We start from the raw sequence: 13,977 nt of genomic DNA, 5'->3' as shown, positions 1-13,977 counted from the left end.
ATTATCGCTAATATCGGACAATTTGATGATTGGACTGGGTTTAGACGGCTATGAACCAGACAGCGGGCATGAAGCGGCGCTGGCGTTTCGCATCCAGGTGGTGGACGACGAGCAGTTTATTCCGCGCCATCAGCACCGCAAAGGTCAACTGATCCTCGCGCTGCACGGCGCTTTAACCTGCGAAGTGGATAACGCTATGTGGATGGTGCCGCCGCTGTATGCGGTGTGGGTTCCGGGTCAGCTTCCACACAGCAATCGTGCAACGCCAGGGGCGCAGGTGTGCTTTTTGTTTATCGAACCGGGGGCGGCGCCGATGCCTGAGCATTGCTGCACGTTAAAAATCTCACCCCTGGTGCGAGAGTTGATTATGGCCCTTGCCGAACGCGGCAGGGAGGCGCTTGACGCGCCGCCTACGCAGCGCCTGGTGCAGGTGTTATTTGATGAGCTACCGCAACAACCGCAGGAGCACCTGCAGTTGCCGGTTTCAGGACATCCGAAGATCCGCCGGATGGCCGACACCATGGCTCGCGATCCGGCGCACTGGCAGACGCTGTCGCAGTGGGCGGCGGCGTTCGCCATGAGCGAACGCAACCTGGCGCGGCTGGTGGTGCGGGAAACCGGGCTAAGCTTTCGCTGCTGGCGGCATCAGCTGCAGTTGATTCTGGCGCTGCAGATGCTGGTGCGCGGACAGACGGTACAGCAAACCGCTCAGACGCTCGGTTATGATTCAACAACCGCCTTTATCACCATGTTTAAAAAAGGATTAGGGCAAACGCCTGGCCGCTACCACGCCAGTTTATCTAAGCCTTTCCGATAAAAAGTGAAATAATGCCGGCGGCGATAAGCGGCCCGACCGGGACGCCGCGAAACAGCGCCACGCCCAGCACGGTACCCACCAGCAGCCCGGCGACCAGCTGAGGCTGCGAACCCATGAGCGCGACTCCGCGTCCGCCAAGCCACGAGACGAACACGCCCACGGCAATCGCCAGCAGTGACTTCCAGTTCACAAAAGAGTGGATCAGCGTCGAGGGCGGTAACGTTCCGCTGGCGATGGGAGCCATCACGCCGATGGTCAGAATGATGATACCAATGGTCAGCCCCTGCTTTTCAATCCAGGGGAAGAAAACATTAAGCGGCGTCACCCGCACGATGATGAGCACCAGTATTGAGATAGCGACAGTGGTGTTATGACTGATAAAGCCGAGCGCCGCCAGCCCCAGCAAAATAAACAGGGTTGTATCGAACATGCCAGAGATCCTTGCCAAAATAAAAAAAGAAAACCTGCTTACTCTACGCATAATCGCGTGAATAAACAGGCTTTTAATTTATTAGCTGCAAATAAGACTACCAGCGCCGCCCGTGAACCTTGTCGCATACCGGCGATGCGTTAAATGACGCGACGGAACGCTACCAGCTCAGGACGGGCGATACGCAGATAATCGTCGGTATTCATAATGATCGATTTTTCCAGCAGGCCGGCATTAAAGGCTATCTCTGTAAAACGTTCGAACAGCAACGGGTCGGCGACCAGTTTTAGCTTAGGGTGGAAGCTAAACGGCGGAATAGCGCCGAATACGCAGGCGGTAAGGGCATCGACTTCTGCCGGGCTGGCGAGTGACGCTTTACTGCCGCCAATATGCTGCGCCAGGCGGGATAAATCGGCCTGCTGATCGGCGGCAAGGATAGCCAGCACGTGCTGGTTTATCCCATTACCTTTCACTTTACAGACCAGCGCTTTGGCGCCCTGTCCCAGCGCGGTACCGCGGATTGCAGATACGGCTTCACATTTACCAACGGCTTCATGTTCCATAACCCGGTAGCGAGCCTGTTGCCGATCAAGGAGGCGACATAACCGCTGGTGTATGTCTGCGGTCTCTGGCGATTGCATGTTGCGATAGTTCCTCTACAGAAAAGGCAAAGCTTAACCCCGCGCGATGGCAATGAAAACTTATCTGCGAAGGTCGGGGCTTTTTTTCTGCTTTTTGTTCATATACAGGCGCGCATCGGCAGCTTTCATTGCGTCGCTGAGTGATTGTTCTGGCGCGAGATGTTCCCCGCCCCAGGAAAAATCGACGCGCTGTTGATGGTCATGAATCGCCAGATATTGCCGGATCTTCGCCGCGATATTTTCCGCTTCATCATGCGGATAATCGATCAGAATTAGAAAGAACTCATCACCTCCTAAGCGCACGCCATAATCGCTGCTACGAATGGAAGCGGAAATAGCCCGCGCCAGAAGAATAATCGCTTCGTCGCCGGCGTTATGCCCCCAGGTATCGTTGATCTTTTTCAGTCCATCGCAGTCAAGCGCCATCGTTACCACGTTAACCCCTTGCGCGGTAAGCCGTTGCAGGCGCGACTCCAGCATCGGGGTAAGGATCTTACGATTATAAAGGCCGGTCATGGTATCGCTGATATTCTCTTTCGATACCGAGTTATAAAGGCGGAAATGAACCCGCACCAGATGCAGTAACGCGGCGGTAGAGAGTAAATAAAACAGGAAGAGTTTCCACGAACTGAGCAGAAAATACATAATATCAAGAGATAAGCTTATCCGTAAGTTTTCTGCCACCTGATGGGTGTAATGGGCGTAATTCAACAGATGTGTTTTACTATGATGTACCTCAATGAGGGCGCCAGTATCGGAATCCTTCAAGGTAATATCCAGATAGCGCCACACTAAAGGCCGGTCGCTGGTATATAACAACGCCTCAATCTCTTGCGCGGTCACATCGACCATCACTACGCCTTTTAGCTTATCCTTGAAATACACCGGCGTTAAAAACGATAAAATATTCTTTCCCGTCATCGCATCAACATACACGGTTGAGATGAGCGAGCGACCCTGTTCTAAACCATCGAGGCTGGCCTGGCTAATACCCAGTTTACTGTCCTGAAGAAAATTCCAGTTCTGTATCGGATTGCTTTTAATTCTGACGGGCGCATAAAAATAGATATATTTATTTACCAGATCTATGTAATAGCGAAAGCGTTTTTCTGATTTGAGCGTCGCAGGTACCTCTGGCTGCCAGCTATCATTCCTGGCAACCGCGCGATCGAATGCCTGGAGCGCAGGAATATCGCCACGCCACTTGCCGCAGTCGGCATGCGCGGCGCTTAGCGTGCCATGCAGTTGGGGATAGGTATATCCGGCGATATTCAAACCACTGACATCCCCGTGGTGTTGTACGCTATTGCAGACCTGCTCTAGCTCCGTTTGATTTGGGGGAGTATCCAGTTTGCGCAGAAATTGAGAGATGATGAGTTGATTCTGATACTTATCATAGAGAAAGGTCGATTCTCCTTTTTCTATGATGTATCGCATATAGCCTGACATATCGCGATGGGTAGCGATTAATTCGTATACAAGAAATGAAGACGTCAACACCACAACGCCTGCGGAAATAACATGTCGCAGTAATTTATTCTGTAATTTCATGATGTTTGGATTCGTCTTACCCGTTTAGCTGATTTTATCATAGTGGATAAACAGGCTACCAGAGCGTGGGTGAACGAACGGCTGGTCAGATTAACTATGCTGACAGATAGTGTAGGTGTGGAGAGCGAGGCAGGGCAGATTAACTAAAATGCGGCACTCTTCATGACGCGTGTCTGAAGAGTGCGCAGGACTGGCCAAAGGCCACTCATGAGGCGGCGGAGGCAAACATTTTGCTTCCGGCGACTTGTGACATGACAGGCTGATAAACATCGATAGATTCGATATTGTCAAAAGTCACCATGTCGGATTTGCAAAAAATGCATTTCGCGCCGAAGGGGTTTTTTTCGCTCACATCAAAATGTGAGGTTCTGTACTGTGACCCATGGCAGCACGGGCATCGGAAATGAATATTGTTAATCATAATTTTATCCTTTTATATTATTATGTTTTTTTACATTTTGTCACTGACCCACAGATGAATATGTAAATTTCTGATGGGCTGAACTGCAAAACGGAAATATCGTTTGTGTTACTACTAAAAATAGCATGCCTGACAAATTATGTTATCAATTTATGCCATTTTGTGTTGATTTGAATGAGATGCTTCTTATTTATCTACTCAGGTCAAGGCCGTCATCGTTATCGTAAATCAGAAGTTCGCATCAAATTCAGTCGGCGTTTAACCGTCTTACTAAGCCATTACTCTTATTAGTCATCTTCTATCCAGTTTTTAATGTATCAAAGCATACAGGATTTGATTTGCAGAAGAATCTTAATACTATTGGAGAGACTCAGGAAAGGTGGTATCAGCGATAGCGCCTGGAGGTGTGAGTAACTGCTTGGGTAATATCTTTCTGTCTTTCAAATCGACGCAACCATTAACGCATAGTAGAAAAAATAGTGCAACCTTTATTTTAGCCGTCCGGAGGCCCGATGCGTAAAGGATTAATTCGGCAATTATCAAAATTTAAATGGACGGAGCCAGAATCTGCCTGGCAATGTGTTTTCGTGACAGATAAATCAGCCAGAATGGGTATTTATCTGGCTGATTTATGAGACTAAGTATTACTGGTGGCGCCTTGTTTATGGAACAACTCGCGGAAGACCGGGTAAATATCTTCCTGATCGCGAATATGCTGCATTGCAAAATTCTCAAACGTCGCCTGCAGATGCTCATACTCGCGCCACAGCGTCTGGTGGGCGCGGCGGGTGATTTCGATATAGCTGTAGTAACGAACCACCGGCAATATTTTCTTCGCCAGCAGTTCATGACACAGCGGCGAGTCGTCCGCCCAGTTATCGCCATCCGACGCCTGCGCGGCGTAAATATTCCACTGCGCCGGGTCATAGCGGGCTTTAACAACCTCATCCATCAGCTTTAAGGCGCTTGAAACGATCGTGCCGCCGGTCTCCTGGGAATAGAAAAACTCATGTTCATCCACCTCTTTCGCCTGGGTGTGGTGGCGAATATAGACCACCTCAACGTTTTTATAGGTCCGGCTGAGGAACAAATACAGCAGAATGTAAAAACGTTTCGCCATGTCTTTTGTGGACTGGTCCATTGAACCAGAAACATCCATCAGGCAGAACATCACCGCCTGGCTTGAAGGCTCCGGTCGTTTCTCATAGTTTTTATAGCGTAAATCAAAGGTGTCGATAAACGGCACGCGCTCAATTTTAGCCCGCAGTTCAGCAATCTCTTTACGTAGCCGCTCCTCTTCCAGCAACTGCGCTGGTTCGCTTTTGGCAATGGTATCGAGATCGTCTTCCAGCGCCCGCAGTTCGCGCCGTTTACCGGCGGTCATCGCGGTTCGCCGCGCCAGCGAATTCTGTAGCGAGCGCACCACGCTGATATTGGCCGGTACGCCGTTGGCGGTAAAACCCGCACGATGGGTTTTGAACTCGTTCAACTGGCGTTGCTGGTTTTTCTTCAGGTTGGGAAGGGCCAGATCTTCAAACAGCAGGTCAAGATATTCATCTTTGGAAATCTGAAAGACGAATTCATCCTGGCCCTCGCCATCGGCGCTGGCCTGCCCCTGACCACCGCCGCCTCCACCGCCGCCGCCCTGAGGGCGTTCAATGCGGTCGTTCTGCACAAAGTGATCGTTGCCGGGATGGACGCGATTACGTAGCCCGCCGCGCCCCTGATGAAACATCGGCTCGTTAATATCGTCCGTCGGAATAGAGACGGACTCACCGCTGTCAATGTCGGTCACCGAACGTTTATTGATGGCTTCGGAGATCGACTGCTTTATCTGCGCCTTGTAACGGCGCAGAAAGCGCTGACGATTGACAGCGCTTTTGTTCTTCCCGTTCAGGCGTCGGTCTATGAACCAGGTCATATGCCCTCCTGTACTGCATTTGCCAACTGTACCCTGATGTTGATTAGGGTAGATGTCTTTCATTATACGAGCCGTGGTGCTGAAACCCGGCAGCCGCGGCTACCGGGTTTGTCGCTATCAGGACGATTTACGTACCCGCAGGTACCATTCGCACAGCAGGCGCACCTGTTTACGGGTATAGCCTTTTTCCATCATGCGATCGACAAAGTCGTCGTGTTTTTTCTGCTCGTCGGTAGACGTTTTGGCATTGAACGAAATGACCGGCAACAGCTCCTCGGTATTGGAGAACATTTTCTTCTCAATAACCGTGCGCAGTTTTTCATAGCTGGTCCAGTTCGGATTACGTCCGCTGTTATTCGCTCTGGCGCGGAGCACGAAGTTGACGATTTCATTACGGAAATCTTTCGGGTTGCTGATCCCCGCAGGTTTCTCGATTTTCTCCAGTTCCGAATTCAGCGATTCACGGTCGAACAGTTGCCCGGTATCCGGATCGCGGTACTCCTGATCCTGAATCCAGAAATCTGCATAAGTGACATATCTGTCAAAAATGTTCTGTCCATATTCGGAATAAGACTCAAGATACGCCGTCTGGATCTCTTTGCCGATAAACTCGGCGTATTTCGGGATCAGATAGCCTTTGAGGAATTCCAGATAACGTTCGGCCTGCTCTTGCGGGAACTGTTCGCGTTCGATTTGCTGTTCCAGGACGTAGAACAGATGGACCGGATTGGCCGCCACTTCGGCATGATCGAAGTTAAACACCCTTGAGAGAATTTTAAAGGCAAAACGGGTAGAGAGACCGTTCATCCCTTCGTCGACGCCGGCGTAATCGCGATACTCCTGGTAGGATTTCGCTTTCGGGTCGGTATCTTTCAGGCTTTCGCCGTCATAGACGCGCATCTTCGAGTAGATGCTCGAGTTTTCCGGCTCTTTCAGGCGCGACAGAATAGAGAAGCGCGACAGCGTTTCAAGCGTTCCTGGGGCGCATGGCGCATGGGTCAGCTCACTGTTATTCAACAGTTTTTCATAAATACGGATCTCTTCCGAGATGCGCAGGCAATAAGGCACTTTGACGATATAGACACGGTCAAGGAACGCCTCGTTGTTTTTGTTATTACGGAAGGTTACCCACTCGGATTCGTTGGAGTGCGCGAGGATAATGCCGTTGAACGGCAGGGCGGAGATCCCCTCGGTACCGTTATAGTTGCCTTCCTGGGTCGCCGTCAGCAGTGGGTGCAGTACCTTAATCGGCGCTTTAAACATCTCGACGAATTCCATGATCCCCTGGTTGGCGCGGCACAGCGCGCCGGAGTAACCATAGGCATCCGGGTCGTTTTGCGCATAGTGTTCCAGTTTGCGGATATCCACTTTCCCCACCAGCGCCGAAATGTCCTGGTTATTTTCATCACCGGGTTCCGTTTTGGCGATGGCAATCTGTTCGAGGATTGACGGCCACACTTTCACGACGCGGAATTTAGTGATATCGCCGCCGAACTCGTGCAGGCGTTTCGCCGCCCATGGCGACATAATTGTGCCGAGATAACGGTTAGGAATACCGTATTCTTTGTTGAGGATCTGCGCGTCCTCCTGCGGGTTAAACAGGCACAGCGGATGATCGTTGACCGGGCTGCGTTCGCCGTTGGCGCTCAGTACATAGATTGGCACTCGCTGCATCAGCGATTTCAGTCGTTCCGCCAGCGAGGACTTACCACCGCCGACCGGCCCCAGCAGATACAGAATCTGTTTTTTCTCTTCCAGACCCTGCGCAGCATGTTTCAGATAGGAAACAATCTGCTCGATGGCATCTTCCATACCATAAAACTCTTCAAACGCCGGATAGCGTGCAACAACCCGGTTTGAAAAGAGGCGGGACAGCCGCGGCTCCAGGGCCGTATCGACCATGACTGGTTCACCAATGGCCGTCAATAGCCGCTCAGCCGCGTTGGCATAAGCACTGCGATCTTGCCGGCAGATGGTAAGAAACTCCTGCAGTGTGAACTCTTCGTCCTTGGCAGCTTCATAGCGCTGGCGATAGTGATCGAATATATTCATGGCATGCCGTCCTTTCGTTTTTTAGCACAGGTTGAGAGCCGTTCATATGAATAGTAGGGGCCCCCGGAAGGAGCAGGCTGAACGACATNCCGTCAATAGCCGCTCAGCCGCGTTGGCATAAGCACTGCGATCTTGCCGGCAGATGGTAAGAAACTCCTGCAGTGTGAACTCTTCGTCCTTGGCAGCTTCATAGCGCTGGCGATAGTGATCGAATATATTCATGGCATGCCGTCCTTTCGTTTTTTAGCACAGGTTGAGAGCCGTTCATATGAATAGTAGGGGCCCCCGGAAGGAGCAGGCTGAACGACATCCTTCACTTCTCAGCAACCCTCGTGCCAGGTTACAGAAGCGATTTGGATAACGTGCTCTGCGACTACACCTTCTAAATTTAAGCGTAGATGCATTTAGAAAACTTGCATGCAGCTAAAACTCAATTTCAATGACATATCAATAACTCATCCGGAAACCAGGCAATTTTTCGCATATCTTGCCAAAGCCGTTCATCAATGCGTCATGAAGTTGCAAGAGGGCGGTCATCAAGCAGTGGGAAATTGTTCGGTTTAGTGTAAGAGCAAGTAAAGTATTTGAGGCATGACCTCTACGACGTTAAACTGCACGCGCTAATTATTTGACAACAGGAATATGGATCGTGACTAAAATCAAACTTCTGGCACTGGGTGTGTTCATCGCGACGTCAGCTAGCGCAGCGCACGCTGACGGGAAGTTAACGCTGGGGGCCGGCGTGGGCGTCGTCGAGCATCCTTATAAACAATATGATGCAGATGTTTATCCGGTACCTGTCATTAGTTATGAAAGTGATAATTTCTGGTTCCACGGTTTGGGTGGTGGTTACTACCTGTGGAATGATACCAACGACAAACTGTCCGTGACCGCTTACTGGTCGCCGATGTATTTCAAGCCGGGCGACAGCGACAATTCGCAGATGCGCAAGCTGGACCGCCGCAAATCCACCATGATGGCGGGTTTGAGCTACGTTCATAACACTCAGTACGGATTCCTGCGTACGACGCTTGCTGGTGATACGCTGGACAACAGCAACGGTATCACCTGGGATCTGGCCTGGCTGTACCGTTATACCAACGGCAACCTGACCCTGACGCCGGGTATTGGCGTGGAGTGGAACAGCGACAATCAAAACGAATACTACTACGGCGTCTCGAAGCATGAGTCTAATCGCAGCGGCATGCGCAGCTACGATCCTGACAGCAGCTGGAACCCGTATCTGGAGCTGGCGGCGAACTATCGTTTCCTCGGCGACTGGAGCGTTTACGGTATCGCCCGCTACACTCGTTTGTCTGACGAAATCACCGATAGCCCGATGGTGGACAAATCCTGGAGCGGCCTGATTTCGACCGGGATTACCTACTCCTTCTAACAGCGCACTACGACAGACTTTTTTGTGCATCAAAACAGGGCGTTATGCCCTGTTTTACTATCCGGTGGCGCGAAAGTGGCGAACTCCCACGACAATTCGCGTTTATGCCGGGTGGCGGCTACGCCTTATCCGGCCTACGGTCCGCGCTATTGTGAGCTTAAATCTCTATCTCGTACCCATGGTTACTGACACTGCCGGTGTTGGTGGCGACTGGCCGCTCCCTGTCGCCCCATTTAAGTAGGCCTGATAAGCGAAGCGCCATCAGGCGCACATAGGCTACCCGCTCACGCCCGACGGTTATCGGGCGTTTTCGTGCAGGGTTTGCGCGTTGATTAACGCTTCACGACGCGAATGGTCTGCGCCAGGCGGGTGGGTTTCTCTTCGCTGGCTTTCTGCGGCACGGTCACGCAGCAGGTTTCGACGCAAACGAAAGTTTTGTAGCCATCATCCGGCATATCGCCCATGCTGACGGAAAGCGCCGGGCCCGGGTTCCAGGCAACGACGTTACCGTGGTGGCGATGGATCACATCGATGTTGCGCTTCAGGACATCATCATGAATCACGCTGCAGGCTTCGGCGTTCAGATAAACGCGGTCGGTACGGTCAGGGAAGGTCTGGATGCCGTCTTTCAGCACGCCTTCTTCGGCATTCAGCACTTTATCAACATAGCGATTGCCAAGGCCGCTAACTTTCACCGCCGCGATATCGCCAACGTTGAAATAGGTGTGCAGGGCAGAAGTGGTTTCAAACTCGCCGTGGGCTTCCAGTTCGATCTCGCAGGTCTTACCCAGCTTGAAGCGCGCATACAGCGTGAAGTCGTGCGGCCAGTATTTGCGGGTTTCGTCACTGCTCTGCAGTTCGAAGGTCAGCATCACGCCGTTTTCATCTTCGTCCTGGCATTTTAGCGCCCACGGCAGGTTACGTGCGAAACCGTGCGACGGCAGCCCCTGTTGCGCTGATGGGCCGAACCACGGCCAGCAGATGGGTACGCCACCGCGCAGGGCGACGCCGCTTTTAAATGGGGTATTGTTGCTCAACCACAAAACTTCTTCTTCACCGGCCGGTTGCCAGGAGAGCAGGTGAGCGCCCTGTAGGGCGACGGAAGCTTTTACCTGTGGGTGGTCAACCACGATAAGTTCAAGATCGTCCAGCTGGCGGCGGGATAAAGCAGGAGAAAGTTGTTCAATCACCGGGAGAGCAAAAATTTTATTAATCATTACGCCATCCTCTTTCAGGCAAAAAAAAGAGCGACCGAAGCCGCTCTTATTAATTACTTGTTCATCTCAACTTATTTGGAGATGTGAGCAATCAGGTCCAGAACTTTGTTGGAGTAACCAGTTTCGTTGTCGTACCAGGAAACCAGTTTCACGAAGTTGTCGTTCAGTGCGATACCAGCTTTAGCATCGAACACGGAAGTGCAAACTTCGCCGTTGAAATCGGTAGATACAACGTCGTCTTCGGTGTAACCCAGAACGCCTTTCATTGCGCCTTCAGAAGCCGCTTTGATTGCTTTCTTGATTTCTTCGTAGGACGCTGCTTTTTCCAGACGAACGGTCAGGTCAACAACGGATACGTTCGGAGTCGGAACGCGGAACGCCATACCGGTCAGTTTGCCGTTCAGTTCTGGCAGTACTTTACCTACAGCTTTAGCAGCGCCGGTAGAGGACGGGATGATGTTCTGAGCTGCGCCGCGGCCGCCGCGCCAGTCTTTGTGAGACGGGCCATCAACGGTTTTCTGAGTTGCGGTGGTAGCGTGAACGGTGGTCATCAGGCCTTCAACGATACCGAAGTTGTCGTTGATAACTTTAGCCAGCGGAGCCAGGCAGTTAGTGGTGCAGGATGCGTTAGAAACGATGTCCTGGCCTGCGTAAGTGTCGAAGTTAGCGCCGCGAACGAACATCGGAGTGTTGTCTTTGGACGGGCCAGTCAGAACGACTTTTTTCGCGCCAGCGGTGATGTGTTTACGAGCGGTTTCGTCGGTCAGGAAGATACCGGTTGCTTCAGCAACAACGTCAACACCAACTTCGTCCCATTTCAGGTTAGCCGGGTCACGTTCAGCGGTAACACGGATTTTTTTACCGTTAACGACCAGATGACCGTCTTTCACTTCAACGGTGCCGTCGAAACGACCGTGAGTGGAGTCATACTTCAGCATGTAAGCCATGTACTCTGCGTCTAACAGGTCGTTGATTGCAACGATCTCGATGTCAGAACGTTTCTGAGCAGCACGGAAAACAATGCGACCGATACGGCCAAAACCGTTGATACCTACTTTGATAGTCATATATTCCACCAGCTATTTGTTAGTGAATAAAAGGTTGCCTGTAAAATTACAAAAACCTTACGCAGCGTCAAGCGGAATCGTGTCAATCATTGCGACAAATCAATCCTGAGCAGACCTTTGCGCGATTGATTTGCCTCACTCTCCCTTTGAGCCCAATTCCATATGGGGACTGCGTCCGGAATTTTAAAGGTCATATAAGATAAAAATGTGATTGGTATCACAATTATCTGGCTGCCTGATGGCATCGGATAAGTTTAGAACAAAAGTACAGGTTTCATTGTTAATGTTTTGTTAGAATCGACGGGTAAAGTTGCCCTTTCAAAGCGAGAAGTAATCACATGGCTAATAAACCATCTCCTGACGAGCTCAAACAAGAATTGAGCGAGATGCAGTTTTATGTGACGCAGAATCACGGTACCGAACCGCCGTTTACCGGTCGGTTGCTGCATAACAAAAAAGACGGCATCTACCACTGCCTGGTCTGCGATGCGCCGCTGTTTCACTCACAATCCAAGTATGACTCCGGCTGTGGCTGGCCGAGCTTCTATGAGCCGGTGAGCGACGACGCGATTCGTTATCTCAATGATTACTCCCACGGTATGCAGCGTACGGAAATTCGCTGTGGCAATTGCGATGCGCACCTGGGGCATGTCTTCCCGGATGGCCCGCAGCCGACCGGCGAGCGTTTTTGCGTCAATTCGGCCTCATTAAGCTTCACCGATGACCAAAACGGCGAGCGAACCAAAGGCTAAGAAACGATTCAGCAAATTATTCCAAGTCGGATGAGCAGAAGATGGATATCGAGCAAATTATTGCCAGTATGACGCCGGAACTGTACCAACGTTTAGCCACCGCGGTGGAGTTAGGAAAATGGCCGGACGGCGTTGCGCTGACCCCGGAACAAAAAGAAAACAGCATGCAGCTGGTGATGTTGTGGCAGGCGCGCAACAACACGGATGCGCAGCATATGACCATCGACACCAACGGTCAGATGGTGATGAAGAGCAAACAGCAATTGAAAGAGGATTTCGGAATCGTGCCGAAGCCGATTGCGACGTTCAAACCGCAGTAATCTGCTGCACTGAGCGCCCGGTTTAACCGGGCGGCTCTTTAAGTCACCCCGGTCGCGTCGTGCTTCCGGGGCTCGCGCTTTACTGCGTCTTGATACCTAGCGACTCGGCCAGCTGTCGGGCAAGCTGGTTTTTGTCATCTGCGCCATATTCCCAGAACATGCCGCCCGCTAACCCTTTGCTCTTGATGTAATCGGCTTTGATCGCCACCGAACGAGGGTTCTCGTAGGACAGGGCGAATAGCGCTTTGCCATCGGTTGATTTTACCGATAACCACGGCACCTTCGCTTCGTCATCCCAATGTTCAGTAAAGCGTTTCTGCGGATCGTTTAGTAGTTTGGCGACAATATCGTTGTATTTCACATAGGTATCTTTGCTCAGGTCATAACCCAGCGATTTAAACAACTCGATTTGCTGCGCCCCGAAGTAAGGTTGGGTGGCCGGGTTTTTCTGCGCATCCGGCTTACTCCAGTCGATGCCTGGCTCGACGGCACGTTTCGGTACCCGGCCATAGAAACCGATACCGAGATTCATCTGGCTGGGTTTGAGACCAGCAGCCAGATAGTTATTAACCACAAAATCGGCGCTGTATTTATCCGCTGCGGCCGCCGTCGGCCAGTGGCGGGAGTCATACAGATTGGAGTTGAAATATTGCGTGCCGTAGGCCATGTCGTAGGTCATCAGGTTGATGTAATCCAGCTGCGGGGCGACCGCTTTCACGTCGACCCAGCTTTTTGGACTTTCAACATTAGCGCCCACGGCGATGGTCACCAGTTTCTTAGTGCCAACGGCGGCACGCAGTTCTTTAAGCAACGCGGTAAAGTTATCGCGATCCGCCGGTTGGCTAGCCACTAATCCCCAGGCGCCGTTAACCGGAAATTCCCAGTCAAGATCGATGCCATCAAGGCCATACTGGTTAATGACCTGCTGAACCGAACGAATAAACACCGCCCGGCTTTCCGGCGTGGCCGCCGCGCCGGAAAATCCACGCGCGCCCCAGCCGCCGACGGAGAGCAGGACTTTTAGATCCGGGTTTTGCTGACGTAGCGCCGGCAGTTTTTGTAAATCCGCCTGTACTTTCGGCGACAGCCAGATTTGATGGAGATGGTCAGGGTCTTTCAGCGCGTCGTTGGTCTCGTCTTTTTCATCGTTGTAGATAAGGCCGAACGAGTAGTTAAGATGGGTTATTTGTCGGACATCAAGCTTGTCGATATCGCCGCCGGGGCCAGCGGTGACGTCGCCGCCGCCGTTAAAGTAGCCGACCGACATGTAAGATTGCGCGGAAACGACAGAGGCGCAGAGCAGGGGTAATGCTGCCAGCAAGGGCAAAAGTTTCATCGGAGTTCCTCTTTGACAATAATAAAAATGCACACGCCACGGAAATGGCGTGGCGA

The 13,977-nt window shown here is 51.6% G+C and carries 13 protein-coding genes and 1 pseudogene; 4 read left to right on the top strand and 10 right to left on the bottom strand.

Annotated features, from left to right (window positions below):
* Window positions 1-22 precede the first annotated feature (22 nt).
* Window positions 23-817 carry an AraC family transcriptional regulator gene (locus AC22LX_RS05220; RefSeq protein ID WP_487333787.1) on the top strand — a complete coding sequence of 265 codons (795 nt, stop codon included), beginning with the start codon at window positions 23-25 and terminating at the stop codon, window positions 815-817.
* Here the strand turns inward: AC22LX_RS05220 and AC22LX_RS05215 are convergent.
* The 7 genes and pseudogenes from AC22LX_RS05215 to AC22LX_RS05185 form a co-directional block, all read right to left on the bottom strand.
* A complete protein-coding gene (locus tag AC22LX_RS05215) occupies window positions 801-1,247 on the bottom strand; it encodes a DUF441 domain-containing protein (RefSeq protein WP_045393296.1) in 447 nt (148 codons plus the stop codon). The two genes, AC22LX_RS05220 and AC22LX_RS05215, sit on opposite strands and share 17 nt — an antisense overlap.
* A 140-nt stretch (window positions 1,248-1,387) precedes the next feature.
* Window positions 1,388-1,888, bottom strand: coding sequence for a YbaK/prolyl-tRNA synthetase associated domain-containing protein (locus AC22LX_RS05210; protein WP_045393294.1), 501 nt, complete (start codon window positions 1,886-1,888; stop codon window positions 1,388-1,390).
* Window positions 1,889-1,948: 60 nt separating this feature from the next.
* Window positions 1,949-3,439, bottom strand: a complete 1,491-nt coding sequence (dgcJ, locus tag AC22LX_RS05205) for a diguanylate cyclase DgcJ (RefSeq protein WP_063447189.1) — start codon at window positions 3,437-3,439, stop codon at window positions 1,949-1,951.
* 205 nt (window positions 3,440-3,644) lie between these two features.
* The gene (gene ymcF, locus AC22LX_RS05200; protein WP_047077931.1) at window positions 3,645-3,860 is read right to left on the bottom strand and encodes a cold shock small protein YmcF; all 216 of its coding nucleotides are present in this window, start codon (window positions 3,858-3,860) and stop codon (window positions 3,645-3,647) included.
* Window positions 3,861-4,497: 637 nt separating this feature from the next.
* Window positions 4,498-5,781, bottom strand: a complete 1,284-nt coding sequence (locus tag AC22LX_RS05195) for a YeaH/YhbH family protein (RefSeq protein ID WP_015366144.1) — start codon at window positions 5,779-5,781, stop codon at window positions 4,498-4,500.
* A 117-nt stretch (window positions 5,782-5,898) separates the two neighbouring features.
* Window positions 5,899-7,833: a protein kinase YeaG gene (gene yeaG, locus AC22LX_RS05190; RefSeq protein WP_015366145.1), complete on the bottom strand. Its 1,935-nt coding sequence runs from the start codon at window positions 7,831-7,833 to the stop codon at window positions 5,899-5,901.
* A 93-nt stretch (window positions 7,834-7,926) separates the two neighbouring features.
* Window positions 7,927-8,055 (bottom strand): annotated as a pseudogene (locus AC22LX_RS05185) (hypothetical protein); the annotation flags it as partial.
* A gap of 427 nt (window positions 8,056-8,482) precedes the next feature.
* Between AC22LX_RS05185 and AC22LX_RS05180 the strand changes: the two are divergent.
* Complete coding sequence (locus AC22LX_RS05180) at window positions 8,483-9,229, top strand: MipA/OmpV family protein (RefSeq protein ID WP_045393290.1); 747 nt, start codon at window positions 8,483-8,485, stop codon at window positions 9,227-9,229.
* Between the two features lie 332 nt (window positions 9,230-9,561).
* Here the strand turns inward: AC22LX_RS05180 and AC22LX_RS05175 are convergent, their stop codons facing one another.
* Window positions 9,562-10,446 (bottom strand): D-hexose-6-phosphate mutarotase, encoded by an 885-nt coding sequence (locus tag AC22LX_RS05175; protein WP_045393288.1) that lies wholly within the window; start codon window positions 10,444-10,446, stop codon window positions 9,562-9,564.
* 71 nt (window positions 10,447-10,517) lie between these two features.
* The gene (gene gapA / locus AC22LX_RS05170; RefSeq protein WP_004203784.1) at window positions 10,518-11,513 is read right to left on the bottom strand and encodes a glyceraldehyde-3-phosphate dehydrogenase; all 996 of its coding nucleotides are present in this window, start codon (window positions 11,511-11,513) and stop codon (window positions 10,518-10,520) included.
* A gap of 338 nt (window positions 11,514-11,851) precedes the next feature.
* Between gapA and msrB the strand changes: the two genes are divergently transcribed.
* Both msrB and AC22LX_RS05160 read left to right on the top strand, forming a co-directional pair.
* Window positions 11,852-12,265 carry a peptide-methionine (R)-S-oxide reductase MsrB gene (gene msrB, locus AC22LX_RS05165; RefSeq protein ID WP_045393286.1) on the top strand — a complete coding sequence of 138 codons (414 nt, stop codon included), beginning with the start codon at window positions 11,852-11,854 and terminating at the stop codon, window positions 12,263-12,265.
* Between the two features lie 41 nt (window positions 12,266-12,306).
* Entirely contained in the window at window positions 12,307-12,585 is a 279-nt protein-coding gene (locus tag AC22LX_RS05160) for a YeaC family protein (protein ID WP_015366149.1), read from the top strand.
* A 79-nt stretch (window positions 12,586-12,664) separates the two neighbouring features.
* Here AC22LX_RS05160 and chiD read toward each other — a convergent pair whose 3' ends face one another.
* On the bottom strand, window positions 12,665-13,921 hold the full coding sequence (gene chiD, locus AC22LX_RS05155; protein WP_047077933.1) for a chitinase ChiD: 1,257 nt from the start codon (window positions 13,919-13,921) through the stop codon (window positions 12,665-12,667).
* Window positions 13,922-13,977 lie beyond the last annotated feature (56 nt).

This window comes from Klebsiella sp. PK01, from assembly GCF_057624675.1.
Note: the sequence above shows the minus strand (reverse complement) of the source record. Positions and strands in the feature narration are given on the sequence as shown.